The sequence below is a fragment of the Halorubrum persicum genome (genome assembly GCF_002727125.1).
Taxonomy (GTDB): Archaea; Halobacteriota; Halobacteria; order Halobacteriales; family Haloferacaceae; genus Halorubrum; species Halorubrum persicum.
Window position 1 is genome coordinate 1 of record NZ_NHOA01000104.1, and the last position, 20240, is coordinate 20240.

At 69.2% G+C, this 20240-nt stretch carries 20 protein-coding genes and 2 tRNA genes; 5 read left to right on the top strand and 17 right to left on the bottom strand.

What is annotated here, in order from left to right; translation table 11 throughout:
* The coding region (locus tag DJ69_RS11705; protein WP_144050434.1) for a PrsW family glutamic-type intramembrane protease at nt 1-388 on the top strand (388 nt) is incomplete at its 5' end.
* A gap of 38 nt (nt 389-426) precedes the next feature.
* On the opposite strand, the gene DJ69_RS11710 is transcribed toward DJ69_RS11705, so the two are convergent.
* The 6 genes from DJ69_RS11710 to DJ69_RS11735 form a co-directional block, all read right to left on the bottom strand.
* Nucleotides 427-1407, bottom strand: coding sequence for an ROK family protein (locus DJ69_RS11710; protein ID WP_099255773.1), 981 nt, complete (start codon nt 1405-1407; stop codon nt 427-429).
* A gap of 136 nt (nt 1408-1543) precedes the next feature.
* A complete protein-coding gene (locus DJ69_RS11715; protein ID WP_099255774.1) occupies nt 1544-1999 on the bottom strand; it encodes a universal stress protein in 456 nt (151 codons plus the stop codon).
* Between the two features lie 196 nt (nt 2000-2195).
* Complete coding sequence (locus tag DJ69_RS11720) at nt 2196-4553, bottom strand: glycoside hydrolase family 31 protein (protein ID WP_099255775.1); 2358 nt, start codon at nt 4551-4553, stop codon at nt 2196-2198.
* A gap of 78 nt (nt 4554-4631) precedes the next feature.
* Nucleotides 4632-6536 carry a pentapeptide repeat-containing protein gene (locus tag DJ69_RS11725; RefSeq protein WP_099255776.1) on the bottom strand — a complete coding sequence of 635 codons (1905 nt, stop codon included), beginning with the start codon at nt 6534-6536 and terminating at the stop codon, nt 4632-4634.
* A 91-nt stretch (nt 6537-6627) separates the two neighbouring features.
* The gene (locus DJ69_RS11730) at nt 6628-7011 is read right to left on the bottom strand and encodes a DUF5611 family protein (protein WP_099255777.1); all 384 of its coding nucleotides are present in this window, start codon (nt 7009-7011) and stop codon (nt 6628-6630) included.
* A 125-nt stretch (nt 7012-7136) separates the two neighbouring features.
* Entirely contained in the window at nt 7137-8294 is a 1158-nt protein-coding gene (locus DJ69_RS11735; RefSeq protein ID WP_099255778.1) for a DUF7093 family protein, read from the bottom strand.
* Between the two features lie 163 nt (nt 8295-8457).
* On the opposite strand from DJ69_RS11735, the gene DJ69_RS11740 reads away from it, so the two are divergent.
* Nucleotides 8458-8772 (top strand): 2Fe-2S iron-sulfur cluster-binding protein, encoded by a 315-nt coding sequence (locus DJ69_RS11740; RefSeq protein ID WP_099255779.1) that lies wholly within the window; start codon nt 8458-8460, stop codon nt 8770-8772.
* Nucleotides 8773-8994: 222 nt separating this feature from the next.
* Here DJ69_RS11740 and DJ69_RS11745 read toward each other — a convergent pair whose 3' ends face one another.
* The gene (locus tag DJ69_RS11745; protein ID WP_004048101.1) at nt 8995-9189 is read right to left on the bottom strand and encodes a cold-shock protein; all 195 of its coding nucleotides are present in this window, start codon (nt 9187-9189) and stop codon (nt 8995-8997) included.
* Between the two features lie 280 nt (nt 9190-9469).
* On the opposite strand from DJ69_RS11745, the gene DJ69_RS11750 reads away from it, so the two are divergent.
* Both DJ69_RS11750 and DJ69_RS11755 read left to right on the top strand, forming a co-directional pair.
* Nucleotides 9470-9985, top strand: a complete 516-nt coding sequence (locus DJ69_RS11750) for a hypothetical protein (protein WP_099255780.1) — start codon at nt 9470-9472, stop codon at nt 9983-9985.
* Nucleotides 9986-10056: 71 nt separating this feature from the next.
* Nucleotides 10057-10356, top strand: a complete 300-nt coding sequence (locus DJ69_RS11755; RefSeq protein ID WP_099255781.1) for a zinc ribbon domain-containing protein — start codon at nt 10057-10059, stop codon at nt 10354-10356.
* On the opposite strand, the gene DJ69_RS11760 is transcribed toward DJ69_RS11755, so the two are convergent.
* Complete coding sequence (locus tag DJ69_RS11760; protein ID WP_099255782.1) at nt 10314-10814, bottom strand: DoxX family protein; 501 nt, start codon at nt 10812-10814, stop codon at nt 10314-10316. The genes DJ69_RS11755 and DJ69_RS11760 overlap by 43 nt on opposite strands.
* Nucleotides 10815-11178: 364 nt before the next feature.
* On the opposite strand from DJ69_RS11760, the gene DJ69_RS11770 reads away from it, so the two are divergent.
* On the top strand, nt 11179-12030 hold the full coding sequence (locus DJ69_RS11770; RefSeq protein WP_099255784.1) for a DUF502 domain-containing protein: 852 nt from the start codon (nt 11179-11181) through the stop codon (nt 12028-12030).
* A gap of 259 nt (nt 12031-12289) precedes the next feature.
* On the opposite strand, the gene DJ69_RS11775 is transcribed toward DJ69_RS11770, so the two are convergent.
* The 9 genes from DJ69_RS11775 to DJ69_RS11810 form a co-directional block, all read right to left on the bottom strand.
* A tRNA-Phe gene (locus DJ69_RS11775) sits at nt 12290-12363 on the bottom strand.
* A gap of 291 nt (nt 12364-12654) precedes the next feature.
* A tRNA-Pro gene (locus tag DJ69_RS11780) sits at nt 12655-12725 on the bottom strand.
* Nucleotides 12726-12836: 111 nt separating this feature from the next.
* The gene (locus tag DJ69_RS11785) at nt 12837-14891 is read right to left on the bottom strand and encodes a DEAD/DEAH box helicase (protein ID WP_099255785.1); all 2055 of its coding nucleotides are present in this window, start codon (nt 14889-14891) and stop codon (nt 12837-12839) included.
* 141 nt (nt 14892-15032) lie between these two features.
* Complete coding sequence (locus DJ69_RS11790; protein ID WP_099255786.1) at nt 15033-15563, bottom strand: 50S ribosomal protein L16; 531 nt, start codon at nt 15561-15563, stop codon at nt 15033-15035.
* A 91-nt stretch (nt 15564-15654) separates the two neighbouring features.
* Nucleotides 15655-16425 carry an endonuclease NucS gene (gene nucS / locus DJ69_RS11795; protein ID WP_099255787.1) on the bottom strand — a complete coding sequence of 257 codons (771 nt, stop codon included), beginning with the start codon at nt 16423-16425 and terminating at the stop codon, nt 15655-15657.
* Nucleotides 16426-16483: 58 nt separating this feature from the next.
* Nucleotides 16484-16648 carry a hypothetical protein gene (locus tag DJ69_RS18440; protein WP_180271806.1) on the bottom strand — a complete coding sequence of 55 codons (165 nt, stop codon included), beginning with the start codon at nt 16646-16648 and terminating at the stop codon, nt 16484-16486.
* Between the two features lie 122 nt (nt 16649-16770).
* Nucleotides 16771-18060, bottom strand: a complete 1290-nt coding sequence (locus tag DJ69_RS11800) for an adenosylhomocysteinase (protein ID WP_099255788.1) — start codon at nt 18058-18060, stop codon at nt 16771-16773.
* A gap of 107 nt (nt 18061-18167) precedes the next feature.
* Nucleotides 18168-19334: a hypothetical protein gene (locus DJ69_RS17925; RefSeq protein WP_144050435.1), complete on the bottom strand. Its 1167-nt coding sequence runs from the start codon at nt 19332-19334 to the stop codon at nt 18168-18170.
* A 228-nt stretch (nt 19335-19562) separates the two neighbouring features.
* Nucleotides 19563-20201: a LysE family translocator gene (locus DJ69_RS11810; RefSeq protein WP_099255789.1), complete on the bottom strand. Its 639-nt coding sequence runs from the start codon at nt 20199-20201 to the stop codon at nt 19563-19565.
* Nucleotides 20202-20240: the final 39 nt, after the last annotated feature.

The window sequence follows — 20240 nt, forward strand, 5'->3', positions numbered from 1 at the left end:
CGCCGCGCTCGGCGCGGGCGACGGGATCACGGCGCTCCGCGCGCTCGCCGGGCCGGGTCACGTCATCTACTCCGCGTTCGCGGGGTACTACCTCGGGCTCGCGAAGTTCAACCCCGAGAACCGCGGCCCGATCATCGTGAAGGGCCTCGTCATCGCCGCCGTGATCCACGCGCTGTACAACTCGCTGGTCGGACCGGTCACGACCGTGGTCTCGGTGGTGACCGGGCTCCCGCGGGTCGCCGCGCTGTTCGTCTTCGTCATCCTGTTCCAAGGCGCCTTCGGGTACGTTCTCGTCCGGAAGCTCCGGCGGTATCGAGACGCGTACCTCGAAACGCGCGACGCGGTCGACCCGGCCGTCGAACCCGAACTGACCGAGTTCGAGGACTGACGGGGGTGTCGTCGGGCCGGCTCTCTCGGGCCGGCGGCTTATTCCGGCGGCGAGTCGACGCGGGACCGGTCGCCCGTCCCGCCGGTGAGCGCGCTCGCGAGCGCGCCCTTCACCACCACCTCGTCGCCGAGTTCGGTGAGCCGCACTTCGGGGACGTTGATGAACACCATGTCGGCGAGCTTCTCGCGGATCGGGTCGAGCACGCGCTCGGGGTTGTTGAGCGCGACCGCGCCGCCGACGCTCACCACGAGCGGGGCGTACGCGTGAATCACGTTGGCGACTCCCATGGCGTTCCAGTGGGCGACCTGATCGATCACGTGGTCGGCGAAGATGTCCTCGCCGGCCGCCTCGAACACGTCGACCGCGGAGAAGTCGGGGTCCTCGATCGGCAGCGAGGTCTCGATCGGATCCTCCTCGTGGAGCTCGCGGGCGTACTTCGGGATGTTGTTGCCCGAGCAGTACCCCTCCCAGTGGCCGTCGAGACCGCAGCCGCAGGTCATGAACCCGTTCGGGTCGACGGTCATGTGGCCGACCTCTCCGGCGTTGCCGTCCCATCCCGAGAGCACGTTGCCGTCGACGGCGACGCCGGCGCCGATCCCGGAGGAGATGGTGAGGTACACCATGTCGTCGGGGTTGCGCTCGGAGTGGAACCGCTCGCCGATGACGCCGGCGATGGTGTCGTTGTGGAGGTGGACCTCGTCGGTTTCCAACAGCTGCGAGACGGGTCCGACGAGGGGTATCCGCTCGATGGTGTCCGGGAGGTTCGCCGGGCCCTGCACGACCCCGGCGGCCAGATCCAGGGGCCCGATCGAGCCGATCCCGGCCGCGACGGCCGCGGTCGGGTCGATGCCGGCGTCCTCGCACGCGCCGCGGATCACGCCGAGGACGGCCTCGGTGACCGCGATCCCGTTCGGCCCGCGCGGGGTCCCTCGCGAATCGGATCCGAGGATCGTCGCGGTCTCGTCGCCGACGACCGCCCGGACGTTGGTCGCTCCGAGGTCGGCGCCCACGTAGTACATCGGATAAACCCGCGAACCGGTATCACTTAAGCGGGACGCTTCGGGGGGAGACGCGCCGGCGCGCACCGCTCTCGGGATCGCGCGCGTCGGCCTCCCGAATTCCGGAATTTCGGCCGTAACGACGCTGATACCCCGATTACGACGCCGAGCGCACGAACGTCACCGGGCAGGGCGACGAGAGCAGGACCTCCTGCGCCACGCTCCCGAAGACGGCCTTCCCGGTCGGCGACCGGCGGCGTCCGCCGACGAGGACGCGGTCGGCCCCGACCGCGGACGCCGCCTCGACGACCTCGTCGGCGTGGTCGCCGACGGCGCCGCGGATCGAGTGCGACACGCCGGCCTCGGTGAGCGCCTTCGAGAGCGTCCGCGTGGTCGTGTGTCGCTCGGCGACGGCGTCCGGGGTCGACCCCTCGCTCGCCTCGTCGACGCCCAGCCGCGACCTGACCTCCTCGAACTCCTCGTCGGCGAACACGTGGGTCAACACGATCTCCGCGCCCGCGGGCTCGGCCACGGCGATGGCCTCCTCCGCGAGCCGTTCTGTCCGCGCTTCGTCTTCTGTCCCGACCGCTAGCATGACCGTCTCGATGCTCATACTTCACCTTCGCCCCCTGACGGCTTAAATGATCCGAATAATTAACTCGATTCTGAATAAACTTTACACCGATCGATCCTGACGTTATCCGCCCTGCGTCGGACGCGTTCAGTCATCGCGGTCTCGAATCCGCGACTCCGGCCGTCGTCGACGGCCGAGAACCGCGAGAACTCGTCCGCGTCGCTTCGACGGACCGTCAGACGGCGGCGCGAGCGACTCCGGTCTCCGGGTCGAACGTCCACTCCTGCCTCTCCGGCTCGCCGTCGACGCGCTCGTACGCCGTGCCGTCGACGCTGAGGACGGACGGCGGCTCCGCGAGTCGGGCGACGCGCACCTCCGTCACCGAACACCCCCCGGGGGTCTCGACGCGGACCGCGCCCGTGTCCGGCTCCCGGACCGCGGTGATCGTCCCGCTTTCCCCCTCGGTGCGACCGTGGTACTCGAAGGCGACCGTTTCCGGCTCGCCGTCCGGGTCCGATTCGAACTCCACGCGGAGCCGAAGCGTCCACGGGCCCTCCCCCACGTGCTGGCTCGCTTCGCGGGTCGGCACGATGCTTCCCGCCCGAACGAACAGCGGCACCGTATCGAGCGGCACGTCGCGGTCGAGGACCTGGCTCCCCACGTATCGCTCCCCGGTCCAGTAGTCGACCCACTCGCCGTCCGGGAGGTAGATCTCGCGCCGGCCGTCGTCGGACAGCACCGGCGCGATCATGAGCTCCTCGCCCACGTAGTGTTGGGTGTCGATCGCCCGCGCGGCCGGGTCGCCCTGATGCTCCAACACGAGCGGACGCATGACCGGGAGCCCCTCGCGGCTCGCCCGCTCTCCGTACGCACAGAGATACGGTAACAGGCGGTACCGCTCCTCCGCGTGCTCGCGGACGATCCGCTCGGCCCGCTCACCGAACTCCCACGGCTCCCGGGGCGTCGTCCCGTGGAACCGCGCGTGGCTGTTTCCGAGGAGCGCCCACTGCGCCCAGCGGACGTACAGCTCGGTCGAGGGCGTGCCCCGGAATCCGCCGATGTCGGCCGCCCAGAACGGGAACCCCGACAGCGCGAGGCTGAGCCCTCCCCGCAGGCTCGCGGCCATCGACTCGAAGGTGGTGTTCGGATCGCCGCCCCAGTGGATCGGGAACACCTGATCGCCCGTCCACGCGGCGCGGACCCACAGCGTCGGCTCCGTCCCGGCCGATCGCATCGCGTCTCGCACCGTCCGCTGGTACGCTCGGGGGTACCGGTTCCGCATCGCCGCGCCCGTCCGCCCGTTGGCCAGCACCGCGTCCCGCGGCAGGTACTCCCCGAAATCGAGCTTGAAGGCGTCCACCCCGAGCTCGGTGAGCTGTCGGTGTCGCTCGGCCCACCACTCCCGCGCGTCCGGGTCGGTGAAGTCGACGATCGCCCCCCTGTTGTCCGCGCTCAGCCGCGACAGGACGTACGGCGATCCCGACCCGTCCTCGACGAAGTACCCCTTCCGCGCGAACTCCTCGAACAGCGGCGAGTCGACCTGGACGTAGGGGAACTCCCACAGCGAGACCCTGAACCCGTCCGCCGCGAGTCCGTCGATCATCGCCGCCGGCTCCGGGAACGCGTCCGTGTCCCACCGCAGGTCGCACATGTCGTCGAGCGACATCCACGCGGGGTCGATATGCAACACGTCGCAGGGAATCGACCGCTCGCGGAGCCGCGCCGCGACGGACTCCACCTCCTCGCGGGACTCGTAGCTCAGCCGCGACATCCACACGCCGAACGTCCACGGTTCGGGGCGATTCGGTCGCCCCGTCATCGCGGTGTAGCGGCGGAGGATCGACTTGAACTCCGGACCGTGAACGAACACGAACCGGAGATCGTCATCGTCGACGCGTATCCCGTTCGTCACCGACGACGACGCTCCAACGTCGAAGCGCGTCCGGTGAACGGTGTCGACGAGGAGGCCGTACCCCCGCGTCGAGACGAACCACGGGACGTTCTTGTACGCGCGCTCGGTCTCCGCCCCGTTCGGCTGCGTGATCCACGACTCGATTTCGCGGCCGCGCTTGTCGAACTCGGTGAACTTCTCGCCGAACCCGTAGATCCGTTCGTCCGGGCGCAGCGCGAACGCGGTTCGGGTGGTGTCGACCCGGAGGGGCCACCCGTTCACGACCTCCTCGTCGAACCCGAGCGGTCGGCTCCGCACCGCCCCCTTCGCGTTCCGGTCGGACCGCTGCTCGCTCAGCAGCGTTCTGCCGTCCGCGTCGGACACGTCGAACGCCCACTCGTCGGTCCCGATCCGGAGGGTCAACGCCGACGTCTCGACGAGAAGGGTCCCCTCGGCCTCGGTGACCGAAAGCGACACCGGCTCGCGGATCGCTTCCGGCGCGTACGTCCGGGGGCCCTCCGCGGCCGGGGCTTCGGGGTTCGTCCGCAGCTCGAACCGAAATATCCCCGGCGCGTGGAACCGGATCGACACCGGGACGGTCCGCGTCACGTCTCGCTCGTCGGCCTCCACCGCACACGAGAGCGTCACCGTCCGATCGCTCACGTCGTAGGAGTCGACGGCGGACACGACGATCGCTGACATGTGTCGCGGTTCACCCCCCACCGACTTTTGTATGCCGGTCCGATCGGTCTCGGACCGGCCCGGTGAGCAGTTGAGCGCCTATCGGTGGATCCGCCGCGTGAAGGCGAAGACGAAGAGCGCGATCAGGAACGCGCCGATGAACCCCTGAATCGCCGAGAGCGCCTCGACGAACAGGGTGGCGCTGTCCGGCGCGCCGAGGACGAAGGCGACGAACGACTGGAGCGAGAACACGAACGCCTCGGTCACGGTGTACTCCGTTTGGAGGGGGTCGGCGGCCCAGTACGTGGCGCCGAACGCGGCCACGACGGCGAACGAGGAGAGCACGACGAGGTACGGTCGCTCACCGTACCCCGTCGTCGTGGCGAGCAGCGCCGACCGCCCCCACCGCGTCGCCGCCGCGATCCGACCGATCGGGCCGGCGCCCCGGGTAAGCGCCTCGTGCCGGTGCTCGTACCGGTGCGCACACATCTCCCGGTAGAAGAGCGACCCCGCGCTGGCGTTGTCGCCCGCGTCGTCCGCCCCGCTCTTCGCGTACGCGTACGTCGCCTGCAGCGAGTCGTGGTCGAACTCGCGGCCGTGTCGGGGACACGCCGGGTCGTCGACGATGAACCGCCCGTCGTGTTCCGATCCGTCGCCGCAGTAGCAGGGGAGCGACATGGGGTCGACGCTGAACCGGTGGATCCGATGGTTGGCGCCGTCGAGGTCGAGCGCGTCGTCGTCGGTGAAGTCGAACCCGTCGTACTCCGTTCGGTGGAACCTGACTTGGTCGATCACCGTCGTGTCCGAGCCGCTCTCGAACCGCACGTTTCCGAGGGTCGTTCGGTGCGCGTCGTATATCACCGACCCCTCATCGCTGGGAGGCTGATCCAGCGTCCCCGTCTCGACTGTCGATCTCGCCAGATCGACGTACGCGACGCTCCCGTCGGTGTCGGGGTTCTGAAGCCGCAAGCGACCGATCTCCCCCTCGCGGACGCGAATCTCGCGACCGAACGCGATATCGTTACACGACAGTCGCCCGGTGATCACCGCCATATCCGCGGTTACGCGGCCGGCGGTCGGTTCCAGCCACCGACCGTCGGCGTCCGGGGGACTGTCGGCGAGGTTCGCGTCGTCGAGTTCGACGTCCCCGCGGCACACCAGCCGATCGAGGCTGAGGCGCCCGCCGATGTACGACCGTTTGAAGTCGATCAAGTCGACGCACTCGCACGCCTGCAGCCTCACGTCTCGCCGGAACCGCGCGTCGTCGAACATGACGATGTCGCGGAAGTCGGCCGTGAGAAACGAGACGTGATCGCAGAACCGCGCGTCGCCGAAGCTCGTCGGATGGTCGAACTCGGCGTCTCGGAACAGCGCGGGGCGCCGGAACGTCGTCCCGTCGAACCGGACGATGTCGGCGAAGTCGGCGTGCGTGAAATCGATCCCGAACGGGATCTGTTCGAGGGCGGGATCGAGCACCTCACGGCCCGGAGACTCCGGCGGCGCGGCCCCGGAATCGAACACGGCGCCCGAGAAGTCGATCGGCTGTCTGAACTCCGTGCGGCGACACGAGACCGCGCCGATCGACGCGTGACGGAGATCGATCGTCGATCTGCTCTCCCCGCCGACGACCTGTGACTCGAAATCGAGAGGGTCGAGCTTCGCCCCGACGAACTGAAGCCGTCGCCGCCGCTGCTCGGGGTCGGTCGCCTCGTTCGCCGCTTCGATTCGACGGATCAGCAGCGTCGAGACGGGCTCCGCGTCGGGCCCCCGCTCTCCGGGGTCGCGGTGAAACGCGCAGTAGTCGGCGTCTCCCTCGGCGTCGTGGGGGCAGCGCCAGGCTCCGTCTCGAACGCCGGGCGTCGACGCGTCGATCCCCCAGTTCGGCGTCTCGTCGAGCCGCGGAAACGACTCGCGGTAGTCGGGGACCGGGAGGACGTAGCTACACGTGCCCTCCCGTCGGTCCGCGTTCGGCCCTGTGGTGTCAGGAACAGTCCCTCGCGTCACGGCTCGCTACCTCGCCGGAGACCACTAAACTGTTTGCAACCTCGCAGTTCCTCGGCGGCGACTGCCGACCGCTCGGCGGCGCGCGAACCGTTCAGTAGTCGGGGGCGTCGTCTTCGACTTCGCGCTTCAGCGAGTCGCGGCGCGACTTCGCGTCGCGGCCGGTCGCCTCCAGCAGGAAATCGTTTTTCGCGTCGACCGCGTCGGCGGCGGCGTCGGCGTTCCCCTCGGCGATCACGTCCTCGGCGGGGCGCTCCTCGAAGTGCACCGCGAGCTTGTCCTTCTTGCTTCCGTACTCGGCCGCGCCGGCCACGACGCGGTCGAACACGGGGTTGTCGGGGTCCTCGACGACGTACAGCTCGTGGCCCTGCCACTCCTCGGTGTCGGTGATGTCGCCGAAGTACTCCTCGACGGAGCCTTTCAGGTCGGGCATGCGGTCGTCCAGATGCTCGCCGCGTCGCATCTTGTACTCCTTCATGCCGCGTTCGTTCGACAGGGGGCCGTAAACCAGTTTCGTCACGGGGTCTTCGTCCGGTTCACCGGCGGATAGCGATCTCCGGGCGAGCGAACGCCCGGGGAGGAGCGCCCGCGACGGGTCCGGGCTCAGATCGGTCGCTCGTCGACGTACCCGCGCTTGCACTCGGGACAGATGTCGCCCGCGCGCATGGAGTTGCCGTCGGCGGCGCGGGTCATCTCGCACTCGGGGCAGTAGTACTCCGTCGTCACATCCGAGGTCGATGTCTCGAGCTCGGGGCTCTCGCCGCGGGTGATCCCGGCGCCCTCGTCGACCGTCCCGGCGGTTCCGGTCGGGGCGTCGGCCTCGCCCGCCGCCTGCGCCGGCGCCTCGACGTACTCCGCGTCCTCGTCGTCGGTCGGCGCGTCGGCGGCCTCGGGCGTGAGCCCGCCGCCGAACTCCACGTCGCCGGCGTCGCCGTCGCCGACCTCGGCGCTGAACCCCTCGTCCTCGCCGCCGTGTTCGGGCCACGGCGTCGGCTCTCCCTCGCCCTCGCCAGACTCGTCCACGTCGGGCCAGGCGCCGCGCTCGCGGTCGTCCGCGGCGTCGTCCTCCTCGTCGAGGATCACGCCGTCGTCGGTCTCCGCGTGCTCCTCGTCGGCGGGCGCTTCCGTCGCCTCGGCCTCGGGGTAGGCCGCGTACTCGCCCTCGTCGCGTTCGAGACTGTCGCCCGCGCCCGCGGCTCCGTCCGCGGGACCGTCGTCGATCAGCTCTGCGCCGTCGCCCTCGTCGGCGGCGTCCGTCTCCCCGTCCGCGCCCGCCGCCGGCGCGCGCTCCTCGCTCGCCGCTCCCGGCTCAGGCTCCGCACCTCCGGCGTCGACCGCCCCGCGTTCTGCGAGGCCGTCGTCGGCCGGTTCGGGCCCGTCATCGATGATCACGGCGTCGTCGCCGGCGTCGTCGTCGTCGACGCCGACCGCGGCCGCGGTCCCCGCGTCGGGCCCGACCTCGACGCCGCCGGTGCCGCCCTTGACGCCGCCGGTGTCGCCCCCACTGACCCCGGTGCCGGCCGATCCGGATTCCGGGCCGGCGTCGGGGTCCGTCCGCTCGTCGCCCGCGGCGGTGGCCTCGTCGGTCAGCTGCTCCATCGTCGTGACCTCGGTGTTCTCGCTGACCACCTGCGTCTCGCCGCAGCGAGCGCAGGTCTTTACCTCGGTGACGGTAGTGACGACCTCGTTCCCGTCCTCCTCGCGCTCGCGCCGTAGTTCGGGCTCGTCGAAATCGTGCCCGAGCAGACACCTGAGTCCCATTACGCTTCACCTGCGGTTCCGAGGGTAAAAAACGCCCCGTCCGGCGTCGGACGCCCGGCAGACGCGATCCGAGCCGGGTCGGGCCGATCCGGTCGCGCTCTCCGAATCGGCTTGCCGTCCCCGACGATTCTTTGTGGCTCGCTCACCAACCACTCGATCGTCTATGCCGACCGTATCCTACCAAGGCGAGGAGATCGAGTGCGAGAAGGGGGCGATCCTCCGCGACGTGTTGCGGGAGGCGGGCCTCTCGGTGTACAACGGCCGGTCCGAACAGCTCAACTGCCGCGGGATGGGGTCGTGTGGCACCTGCGCCGTCCAAGTCGACGGCGAGGTCAGCGACCCCGGCAAGAAGGAGGCGGCCCGTCTGTGGGCCCCGCCGCACCACCCGAGCCACGACGTCCGCCTCGCGTGTCAGGTCCGCGTCGAGGGGGACGTCGAAGTGACGAAGGGCCGCGGGTTCTTCGGTCAGCACATCTGACTCGGTCGTCGTCGCCGCATTCGCCGGCGCCGTGTTCGGAGCCTCCGCTCCGCTGCGACGCCGTCGCTCGTCGCCGGCCGGACCGACGACGGCGGCAGCGGCGCTCAGTGTCGTAATAAGAACCCGCGTCGGACGTGAATCCGGGGGCGGGCAGAAGTCTCGTTGTCGCGTGTCAGAGTCGCGTTCGGCGTCAGCCGGACCGACCCACCGTATCGGATCGGCTTACTGCCGAACGACGTTGGACGCGCGCGGCCCCTTGGGCGAGGACTCGATGTCGAACTCGAGCTCCTGGCCCTCTTCGAGGTCCGGCCCTTCGACGTCTTCCATGTGGAAGAACACGTCGTCGTCAGCGTCGTCAGTCTCAATAAATCCGTAGCCGCCAGTGTCGTTGAAGAAATCAACCTTTCCGGTCGCCATTGCATTCTAACGAACGCCCCCTCTGGGGATAAGGATTGCGAGTGTACGGTTACCACGTGTCTCGCCGGACAAACGTCTGCAGAACAGTCGAGGATCGAGACGATCGGTGACCGCACACGCGGTCTCCGGGCGAGACCCCGACCGATCCGACAGTTCAGCGACGAAAACGCTCCGAAGCGACGATTCGCCGATGCGATCGCCGCGGGGGACACCCGCGGCCGCTGCGCCGCTTCGGGTGGCGCCCCGACGCTTATGCCCGCCCGAGCCGAACCGAGTCCGCGTGTTCCGCCCCCTCCGCGAAAACGGCCCGGCGCTGCTCGTGCCGGCGGCGTGGACCGTCGCCGCCGCGGCGGTGCTCGGCGTCGTCTCGACCCACGCGCTGTTCGTCGCGCACCTCGTCATGAGCGCCCTCCTCGTCGGGTTCGTCGCCGCCTCCTGGCGGGATATGGCGGCGGGCGTGCTCCGGACGTGGAAGCTCGTGATTCTCGCGGGGACGCCCGTCACGCTCGCGGGCGTCGCGGGGTTTCTCGCGCTGGGCCGGTCCCTCGGCGTCCCGCCGGACGCTCTGCTCGCGCTCTCGCTGTACGGCTGGGCGCTCCTCCCGGCGGCCGGGTTCGTCTCTACCCGGAACCGCGTCGAGACGGGCGCGTGGATCTACGACGTCGGCGCGGTCTGCTGTGTCACTGGGGCGGTCGGCGTCGCGTTGGCGCCCGGCGCAACGTGGACCGCGGTCGCGCTCGGCGTCGTCGGCGCCGGGCAGACGGCCGGCATCCTCGACGCGACGTTCCGGTACTGAGCGCTCCCGACCGAAGTCGCGTGGAGTGTAACCATCCCACAGTATCTCCCGCTGGGGCCCGTACGCCACGTATGGTCGATCCGCAATCTCTCTACGTCGCGGCCACGGGCGCGCTGTTGCTCGTCGCGTTGGGGATCGGCGTCCACGTTCTCCGGAACATCGTGGGCGACGCGCGCGAGATCCGCCGGAGACGCCGATCCGGTGAACTGGAGCGGAACGGCGAGGAGGCGGCCGATCGGGCGTCCCGCCATTCGGAAGGAGTCGTCGGGGACGACGCTCCCTCGGTGCGGTGTCCGCGATGCGGAGCCGCAAACGACGCCGCGTTCGACTACTGTCGCCGCTGCGCGTCGCCGCTCCGCCCCGGCGCGTGATCGTCGCCGTCTGCGGGCTCGGGCCGCGTGTACCACCACGCCCACAGCAGCAACGCGCCCTGCAGCGGGAGCCGCGCCCACGCCGCCGCGCGGGCGACGCCCGAGAGGCGGTCGGGAACGAGATCGGCCGCCACGCCGTCGGTCGCCATGTACACGTTCGCGGGGAAGACGGCGCCGAGCAGCGCCATGAGCCCCCACGCCGACCCGCGTCGCGTCCGGTCGCACGCGACCCCCAGCCCCAGCCCGATCTCCGCGATCCCCGAGAGGTACACGAGGGCGCGCGGTCGCGGGAGTCCGGGCGGGACGACCCGCGCGAACGCCCTCGGCGCGAGGAAGTGCGTGATCCCCGCGACCACGTACGCCGCGCTCATCACGTAGCGGAGCGGGCGCTTCCGGTCCGCGAGCGCTCCGCCGTCGGAGTCATCGACGCCGTCGAAGTCGCTTCCGTCGTCGCTCATCCGCGTCAGTAGCGACGGCGGCGTAATGAGCGTTCCTCCCGCTCGGAATTCGAACGCCGGAAAACGTCGCTGCGCTCGCGGGGACGGGGTTCGGCTCGATCTCCAGCCGAGTGCTCCGCAAGGTCCGATCGCCCCCGGTGTCGATCGACGAGCGCACCTCGGCGCCGGTGGCGTCGGCGTCCTGCTGAGTGCCAATCGTGGCGGTCACGTCGCGACACGTCTGGCCGCACTCGGTGATGCTCTCGATGGCGAACGCGAGCGACGGGTGGGGCGCGGCTGTCGGAACTCGCCCGCACGCCGTCTGTCGTTCCCGATTCACCCCACCCGACAGTTTATTTTCACTCGGTGAGTCGTGTACCTCAATATGGCTGGTTCGGACGACGACCCTCAATCCCGCTCTTTGGTCATCGGGACCTTCACCGCGATGTACGACCACTTCTGGAACGTCCTCTTCACCGGCATCGCCATCATCATCCCGGTGGTCATCACGCTCTACATCGCGCAGATGGCGGTCAGCCTCATCAGGCAAGCACTCGACCCGTTCATCTCGGTGTTGCGCTACTTCAACCTCATCCGGCCCTTCGAGCGCGTCGAGCTCTTCGGCCTCCTCATCGAACTGAACCTCTTCTCGTTCGTCATCGAGTTCCTCACCGAACTCATCGCCCTGCTCATCCTCTTCGGCATCGTCATGGTCGTCGGCGCGGTCGGCCACAATCGGTACGGCGAACAGATCATCGACTTCATCGATCTCACTATCGCCTCCATCCCCGGGGTCGGCACCGTCTACAAGAGCTTTCGCCGCATGGGCGACGTGATGCTCGACAACGAGGCCGAGAACTTTCAGGACATCAAGCTCGTTGAGTGCCTCGGCGAGGAGATGTACGTGCTCGGCTTCGAGACAAGCGCCGCCCCCACCAGCGTCGAAACCTCCGCCGACCACGAAGAGATGATGACGCTGTTCGTTCCCATGGCCCCCAACCCCGTCACCGGCGGCTTCCTCACGTACGTCCCCCGCGACCGAGTCTTCGACATCGACATGAGCATCGAAGACGGCGTCAGAAGCATCCTCACCAGCGGCGTCGCCACCGGGAAAGGAGCCGCCGCCAAAGACCCGCTCTCCATGGACGACATCCAGAACGTCGCCAGCGTCGACCAACTACAGAACGCCTTCGGCTTCACACCCGACGAGCGCGAGAGCGACGAGTCCGACGAGTAACACCGCGGGTCGCGTTCGCGGCACGCGAAGAGCGCTGTGGTCTCGCCGGCCCAGGCCGACTGAACCGGCCGTGCGCAGTATCTCGCTCGATCTTCAGTCGCCACTCGTCGTGTCGGTGTGCGGAAACAAGAGTGCCGCCACCCCGATTTGAACTCGCCGAGACACTCGCCCTCGCTCCGCTCGGGCTCGCGACTCGTCTGCTCAAATCGGTCCGGCGTCGTTTCTTCACCCGCTCGCTGTCGCTCGCGGGTTCGGAATATGCCGCCTCCCCGATTTGAACGGGGGACAGCTCGATCTTCAGTCGAGTGCTCTCCCAATCTGAGCTAAGGCGGCTCGCACTCGGACCAACGCCGATTCGAGACAAAAGGATTTCGAAAGGCGGCGACCGGATCGGCGAGTCGCAGCGCCGCCGCCGGCGACGCGATGTCGGCCCCCCGTATCGCCCGAGACCGCTCTCGAAACTCGCTGAACGGCCCAGGAGCGACGGACAGGGACCTGCCAGATGGGAGCGTCCGGAGTCGAACCCGGGTCGTTCCGCCCGCGCTGCTCGCGGCGTTACTCGCAGCGGCAGAGTGGGACCGCCGCACGGCCGCGGCGCTCGCGAGAGTACTCACGCCGCGAAAGTGGGACCGCCCGGATTCGAACCGGGGTCACGGGCACCCAAGGCCCGGAGTATACCACTAACCCACGGTCCCGTACTCACGTATACCCGCATGGGCCGGTAAAGCGTTTCGTTGCGCGGGCGAGCAGCGTTCGGTCGCGCCACGCTCTCGCCCGGTCGGCTCTCGCCCTCGACGATCCGCTGTCTACTCCTCGTTATCGCGCAGTTCGAGGTCGGCGACGATCTGGTAGGGGTCCGTCCCCTTCCGGATCGCATCGAGCATGAAGAACGCCTCGTCGGGCGCGAGGAAGTGCCTCGTGATCCCGCGACCGAGCGGCGTCGGCTCGAAGCCGTCGATGAACTCCCACTCCAGCAGCTTCCCGATCGCGTGTTTCGTCGGCACCTCGCCGATCATCCGGTCGTTGAGTCGCTTGGCCTTCTTGCCCGCGACGACGACGTTCGCCAGCGTCTCCTCGACCGCGGCGGTCTCGTCGTAGTGGGTCGCCACGTCCTCCATCTCGCCTTTGAGCAGCGTGAACGCGACCTCGTCTTCGGTGCGATCCATGGAGTTGTGGTAGACGCCGTCGGGCTCGACGAGGAGGTAGACGCGACCGCGATCGTGGTAGTCCGGCCGCCCGGCCCGACCGAGCATCTGGGAGAACTCCTGTACCGAGAGCCACTCGATCCCCATCGCCAGCGAGTCGAAGATCACCTGCGAGGCGGGGAAGTCGACCCCGGCGGCCAGCGCCGCGGTGGTGACGACCGCCGAGAGGTCCTGATTCCCGAACTGGCGTTCGACCTTCTTCCGGCGCTTGTAGTCGAGCCCGGCGTGGTACGGCGCGGAGTCGTACCGGAGCTTCCGGCTGATCTCGTGGCAGCGCCGCCGGGAGTTGGTGAAGATGATCGTCTGTCCGCGGTACCCCTTCGAGGATTTCGTGTCGAACTCCCGCTTGACGAGCTTGTCGGCGATGTCGGCCTTCTCGCGGCTGTCCGCGAAGGTGACGTGGCGCTCGATGGGGACGGGGCGCTCCTCGTACTCGATGAGCGTCGCCCGGAGCTTCTCGGCGAGCCACTCGGGGTTCCCGACCGTCGCGGAGAGGTAGACGAACTGGGTGCCGTCGTACCCCGAACGCGTCTTCACCCGCTCCTCGCTGTAGTGTTTCAGCCGCGAGATGAGCCCGTCGAGCCGGTGGCCGCGCTCGCCCTCCTTCAGGGTGTGGACCTCGTCGATGACGACGGTGCCCACGTCGCCGAGGTCCTTCCCGGTCCGGAGCGCGTGGTCGATCCCCTCGTAGGTGCCGACGATCACGTCGGCGTTCGGGTCGAAGCGGTTGCCGTCGTCGTTCACCCGCGAGGAGCCGACGCGGATCGAGACGTTCAGCAGGTCGCCGTAGCGGTCCTCGAAGTCCTCGTGCTTCTGGTTGGCGAGCGCGACGAGCGGGACCAGAAAGAGGAGCTTTCCGTCCCCCTTCAGCGCTCGGTCGATCCCGGTCAGCTCGCCGACGAGGGTCTTCCCCGTCGCGGTCGCGCTCACGACGAGCTGGTCGTTCCCCTCCAGGAGCCCGTTCCGCACGGAGAGGCTCTGGACCGGCAGCAGCTCCTCGAAGCGTCCCTGTAGATGTGCGGAGAGGTCCGGGTGCAGGTCCAGATCCTCGGTCCGGACCGGCGAGATGTCGTCGACGTTGGCGGAGACCTCGTCGTACTTGGTGAGGTCGGGGTCGAGCCCGCCCTGCAGGAGGTTGACGATCCGGTCTAAGTCGCCCGACTCGTACAACAGCTCTTCGAGGCGCTCCTCGGCGGCGCCCGTGAACTCGCCTTTGTACGACAGCTCCCGCTCTAACTCCCGGCGGGCGCAGTCCCGGCAGATCAGCTCGCCGTTGTGCTCGATCGCGCCCTCGCTCGTGATGGGGCCGTACCGACCGTCGCTCGCGCAGCGCCGGCAGGTCCGGACCGCCGTCGCCTCCAGCTGGTAGCCGTCGAGCATCTCCTTCAGTCGCGCCCGGTTCTCGGGGGAGGTCTGTTCGGAGATCCGAATGCGGCCGGCCGCGCGGGCGAGATCGACGAACTCGTCGGGCTGACGGGGGTGGTCCTCGCCGTCGCGAATCACGCGGAACTTGCCCGGTCGCGGGCCCGCGGAGGTCTCTTTGAGCTCGAGGCGCCCGCGGAGCACGCGGTTGCCGTCGCGGTTCGCGACGACGGTGTAGTCGCTCCGCGCCTCGTGGAGGAACAGCGTCTCGACCTGGGCCAACTGCTGTGACACTGCGAACTTGTACGCGAGCGAGGTATTTCAGGTGTTCGGCTCGGGGACCGGCGCGGGTGTCGCGTTCGCGGCGCCGCGGCTACGTCACGCGATCGCACAGAGAAAAACCCGCCTCGAACGGACGGGGCGCGTCGGCGGTCGTTACGAGACGAGCAGCTTCTCGCCGCGCTCGACGGTGATCCGGCACGGCGGCGAGAGCTTGTTGTACGCGCGGCGGAACGCCTCCTTCACGACGGACGCCTGCTCGACGTCGCAGTAGGCGGTGAAGACGATGTCGTCCTTGTTGAGCCGCGCGGCGGTCCCGACCGGCTTGCCGAACGCCTGCCGCATCCCGTCGGAGACGCGGTCCGCACCGGCGCCGGTCGCCTGCTTGTTCTCCCGGATGACCTGGTGGGGGAACTTGCGGAGGGTCATCTTGTAGTTGCCCTCGCCGAGCTCCTTGATGAGGTGACGGTTCGCCGAGAGGCGCGCGCTCTCGAGCGAGCCGTGTCGGATCTGGAGTTCCTCCTCGACGCGGAGGCTGATCTGGACGGGGTAGTCGTCCGGCTCCGCGGAGAGGTCGCCCATGTTGTGCTGGGCGATCTTCGAGCCCGGAATGCCCGTGATGTATTCGCGGCGGGTGTACGACGGCTTGTCGATCGTCCGATACATAGAGGCGGGTTTGTCAGACATGGCTACTTGTCCGATGTAGCCGGTGCTGCGGCGATAAAGCCTTCGATACCACGGCGTCGTCGTCGGCTCCGCCCCGCTCAGCGCCGCCGGCTCACGTCTCGGGCGTCGGGTCGAGCGCGACGTGGCCGAACCCGCGCTCCGCGAGTCGCTCGGCGGCCCGATCGGTGATCGAGGGCGCGACGAGGACGCCCCGAACGGCGGTGGCGGCCGCTTCCGTCTCTTCGCCTTCTCCTCCTTTTCCTTCTCCTTCCACCCCAAGCTCTTCCCGGAGCGCCCGCACGTACCGGGCGAGCTGCCCGACCGCGTCCGGGCCCACCCGCCGGCGTTTCAGCTCGATGACGACCGGGGTTCCGTCCGCGTCGACGCCGAAGATGTCCATCGGACCGGCGCTCGACGGGCGCTCGGTCTCGCGGGGTTCGAACCCCGGCTCGACGAGCTCGGGGCGCTCCAGGATCCGGGTTCTGAGGTCCTCCTCGCTCCCGTGGAGGGTGAGGTCTCGGCCGCCGGTGACGGCCATCGCGGAGAGCTGGTGCACGTCGGAAAAGCGGACGGTCAGGGTTTCGTCGGGGCTGGTTCGCGTCGAGCGCACCCGGAGCCGCCCCTCGCGGACCGCGGCGCGGTGCTCCGACCCCGGCGGCTGCCAGTTGACGGGCTGGCGCCCCTCGTCGGTGTGGACGAGGGCGGCGCCGTCGGGCTTCAACACGAGCAGGCGGTCGCCCGCGCCGAGGTCGGAGGCGGCGCGGCCCTCGTAGCTGACGGTGCAGCGGCCGAACACGCTGACGAGGTCGCCGCGCTCGAAGGCGTCCTCGAGCTCCCAGAGGGCCTCGCGGTGGCTCGGGTCGTGGACGCTCGTGACTGTCACTGCCGTCAGTAGTCGGCCGCGGCTGAAAAAGGGCGCGCGCTCGCCCCGCGGTCTCCTCTCACTCCGCGCTGCTCCCGCCATCGCGGCGCGACACCGCGATGCCGGCGACGAAGAGGACGACCCCGAGCGCGAAGGCGCCGATGCGGAGCGTCGTGTCCGAAACGAGGATCCCGGCAACGATCGAGACGCCGAATCCGGCGTGTAACACCGCAGTCAGGTTCATGCGACTGGTTCGGTCGCGTCGCACAAAAGCCGCCCGGCCCGTCGCGTTCGGCGGATCGACCCCCTCGAAACCCCGGTCGGTTCCCGCGCTCCCGGCTCTTCAGCCCCCGCGCTCCCGGCTGTTCAGGTCCCGTGCTCCCAGCTGTCCATGTACTCGCGCTGCTCGTCGCTGAGGTGGTCGTACTCGACGCCCTCGGCGGCGAGTTTGATGTCCGCCACCTCGCGGTCGAGTTCGTCGGGCACGTCGTGGACCCCGGCCTCGTAGCGCTCGCCGTGCTCCGCGAGCTCGCGGACGACGACCGCCTGCACGCCGAAGCTCTGGTCCATCACCTCGACCGGGTGGCCCAGCGCGATCGGCGCGGCGAGGTTGACGAGCCGCCCCTCGGCGATCACGTTCAGCACCCGACCGTCGTCCAGCTCGAACCCCTCGACGCCGTCGCGGACCTCGTAGCGGTCGACGGCGAGGTCGTCGAGGTCGTCGAGGTTCACTTCCACGTCGAAGTGGCCGGCGTTCGCGAGGAGGACGCCGTCCTGCATCTCCTCGAAGTGCTCGCGGGTGATCACGTCGCGGTTACCGGTCGTCGTGATGAACACGTCGCCCGTCTTCGCGGCCTCCCGCATCGGGAGGACCTCGTACCCCTCCATGTGCGCTTCGAGCGCCTTCCGGGGGTCGACCTCGCAGACGATGACGTTCGCGTTCTGGCCGGCGGCCTTCTTCGCGACGCCCTTGCCGCACTGGCCGTAGCCGCCGACGACGACGTTCTTGCCGGCCCACGAGAGGTTGGTCGTCATCGCGATGGTCGCGAGCGACGACTCGCCGGTGCCGTGGACGTTGTCGAACAGCTGCTTCATCGGCGTGTCGTTCACGGCGAAGACGGGGTAGTGCAACTCGCCGTCGGCGTCCATCGCGCGCAGGCGGTCGACGCCGGTGGTCGTCTCCTCGGCGCCGCCGACGATGGAGTCGATCAGCTCTGGGTACTCCTCGTGGACGAGCTTCACCATGTCCATCCCGTCGTCGACGGTGATGGTGGGCTCGTGGGCGATGCAGGCGTGCATCGCGTCGTAGTACGCCTCGTCGTCGACGCCGCGGACCGCGTAGGAGGTGATCGACTCGTGGGCGTCGAGCGCGGCCGACACGTCGTCGTGCGTCGAGAGGGGGTTACAGCCGGTGATCGCGACCTCGGCGCCGCCGTCGGCCAAGAGTTCGACGAGGTTCGCCGTCTTCGCCTCGACGTGCATCGCCATCGCGATCGTCTCGCCCTCGAGCGGCTGCTCGTCGACGAACTCGTCGCGGAGGGCGTTCAGAATCGGCATATGTTGGAGCGCCCAGTCCATCTTCCGGCGGCCCTCCTCGCGGGCCGTCTCGGGGTCCGAGAGGTGCTGTGACACCGGCGAGTACGCGGTTTCGCTCATATCACTCGGTTCGCTCACGGCGCACTAAACCCTGCCGACACCGGGCGCGACCGGAAAAAGAACCGTCAGCGACTCGACGACCGAACCGGCGCGCGACGCGCCGTCAGTTACTGCGGGGCGTTCCCGTTACCCGGGCCGTTCCCGTTACCCGGGCCGTTCCCGGCGTCGTCGTCTTCACCTTCATCTTCCTCGTCCGCATCCTCCTCGTCTTCCTCCGCGTCGTCGCTGTCGTCTTCCTCTGCGTCGTCGCTGTCGTCTTCCTCCGCGTCGTCGCTGTCGTCTTCCTCCGCGTCGTCGTCGTCACCGTTCGGACCGGCGTGGCTCGGCGGTCCCTGCTCGTCGTCGCCCTCCGCGTCGTCGTCCTCATCTGCGTCGTCGCCGTCCTCACCGTTCGGGCCCGCGTGGTCCGGCGGACCCTGCTCGCCGCCGTTCCCGTTGCCCTGACCGGCGTGGTCGGGCGCGTTCCCGGGACTGTCGCTCGCGTTGCCGGCGTCGCTCCCGTTACCCGCGTCGTCCGGGCCGCCCGGGCTCCCGGCGTGGTCCGGAGCGTTCCCCGGGTTGTTCTCCGTCACGAAGTCCGAGACGGCGTCACCGATGCCGCCCTCGCGGTCCTGCAGGTCCTCGACGAACTCCTGGACGACCTGGCCGAAGGGCTGTTCCTCGGTCTCGCCGCCCTCGGCGACCAGATCGACCGTCGCCGAGACGGACTCGTTCTCGTACTCGGCCGTCACGTCGACCGTGACGTTCTCTTCGGCGGCGGGGAGGCCGACGGTTCCGTTCGCGTCGGTTTCGTACTCGCCCCCGCCGGCGTAGGTGACGTTCTGTCCGTTGGCGGTCGTGACGTTCACCGAGGCGTTCTCGACCGCCGCGTCGTCGTCGGTCACCGTGACGACCGGCTCGCCGTCGGCGTCCGACACGTCGAGTTCGAGCCCGTCGGGCGCCTCGAGATCGGCCGTCGTCGAGGCGGTCTGGTTCCCGGCGGTGACGGTCATCTCAACCGTCACGTCCTCCTCCGGAGCGGGAAGGCCGACGGTGCCGTTCGCGTCGGTCTCGTACTCGCCCGTCCCCGCGTACGACTCGTTCGCGGGGTCCGCGACGCTCACGTTGACCGTGGCGTTCTCGACCGCGGTGTCATTCTCGGTCACCGTGACCGTCGGTTCCCCGTCCGCGTCGTCGACGGTCACGCCGAGGTCGCCCTCGGCGGCCGCGACGCCGGTCATCGCGCCGAGCGCGACGACCGCGATCAGCAGCAGGCCAATCGTGCGTTCTCTCATGTGCATCCGGCCCGTGACACCGTTACCGTATAAAAAGGGAACTCCGTTAAGTCGGTTTAAACCGGATTTCACTCGGGTTAACGGGCTTCTCCGGCCAGTTTCGGGAATACGGGTCGAAACGCGGTTCGCACCAACCGATCGGGGAGCTGTTCCCCCCGTCTCGCCCCTCGGACGCGGCTCGGACGTGCGGCCGGCCCCCGCGCTCCGATCGTCGCGCCCCGGCACCCCTCACGGGGCTCGGCCCTCGTCCAGCGCGAGCCGCAGGCCGAACCCGACCAGGACGCTGCCGCTCGCGTATCGGACGGCGCGTCGACCGACCGCCGACTCCAGCAGCAGGTGCCGCGCGCGGTCGGCGAACAGCGCCACGCCGGCGAGATACAGGAGACTGAGACCCGCGTACACCGCACCGAGGACGGACAGCTGGAGGGAGGCGTCCGCGCCCGCCGGGACGAACTGCGGGAAGAACGCGAGCACGAACACGGCCACCTGCGGATTGGTGACGTTGATCGTGACGGCCCGCCGATACGACTCGACGAGCGACCGGTCCCCGGCCCCGGCCGACCCGTCGAGATCGAACGTCTCGTCGTCCCTGAGTAGCCGTACGCCGAGGTACACCAGGTAGGCGGCGCCGACGTACTTCACGACGAGGTACGCCTCGGCCGTCGTGCGCAGGAGCGCGGAGAGGCCGAGGACCGCGGCGCCCGCGTGCACCAACACGCCGGTCGCGGTGCCGACCGCCGCGGCGACCCCGGCCGCTCGGCCGTCGCTGAGACTCTGGGTCACCGTGTATATCGAGTCCGGGCCGGGCGAGACGATGACCGCCGCGACCGCCGGAACGAACGCGAGCACGACGGGCAGATCGATCACGACCGGCCCGTCGCCCGGGCGCCGATTAAAACCCCCCGA

Coding starts and splice junctions, on each gene's coding strand:
- DJ69_RS11715 (WP_099255774.1), bottom strand. CDS start 1,999: ATGAGCATCGAGACGGTCATGCTAGCGGTCGGGACAGAAGACGAAGCG.
- DJ69_RS11730 (WP_099255777.1), bottom strand. CDS start 7,011: ATGAAGGAGTACAAGATGCGACGCGGCGAGCATCTGGACGACCGCATG.
- DJ69_RS11735 (WP_099255778.1), bottom strand. CDS start 8,294: ATGGGACTCAGGTGTCTGCTCGGGCACGATTTCGACGAGCCCGAACTA.
- DJ69_RS11800 (WP_099255788.1), bottom strand. CDS start 18,060: ATGAGCGAAACCGCGTACTCGCCGGTGTCACAGCACCTCTCGGACCCC.
- DJ69_RS11720 (WP_099255775.1), bottom strand. CDS start 4,553: ATGTCAGCGATCGTCGTGTCCGCCGTCGACTCCTACGACGTGAGCGAT.
- DJ69_RS11770 (WP_099255784.1), top strand. CDS start 11,179: ATGGCTGGTTCGGACGACGACCCTCAATCCCGCTCTTTGGTCATCGGG.
- DJ69_RS11745 (WP_004048101.1), bottom strand. CDS start 9,189: ATGGCGACCGGAAAGGTTGATTTCTTCAACGACACTGGCGGCTACGGA.
- DJ69_RS11710 (WP_099255773.1), bottom strand. CDS start 1,407: ATGTACTACGTGGGCGCCGACCTCGGAGCGACCAACGTCCGGGCGGTC.
- DJ69_RS11755 (WP_099255781.1), top strand. CDS start 10,057: ATGGTCGATCCGCAATCTCTCTACGTCGCGGCCACGGGCGCGCTGTTG.
- DJ69_RS17925 (WP_144050435.1), bottom strand. CDS start 19,334: ATGAGAGAACGCACGATTGGCCTGCTGCTGATCGCGGTCGTCGCGCTC.
- DJ69_RS11760 (WP_099255782.1), bottom strand. CDS start 10,814: ATGAGCGACGACGGAAGCGACTTCGACGGCGTCGATGACTCCGACGGC.
- DJ69_RS18440 (WP_180271806.1), bottom strand. CDS start 16,648: ATGAACCTGACTGCGGTGTTACACGCCGGATTCGGCGTCTCGATCGTT.
- DJ69_RS11790 (WP_099255786.1), bottom strand. CDS start 15,563: ATGTCTGACAAACCCGCCTCTATGTATCGGACGATCGACAAGCCGTCG.
- DJ69_RS11740 (WP_099255779.1), top strand. CDS start 8,458: ATGCCGACCGTATCCTACCAAGGCGAGGAGATCGAGTGCGAGAAGGGG.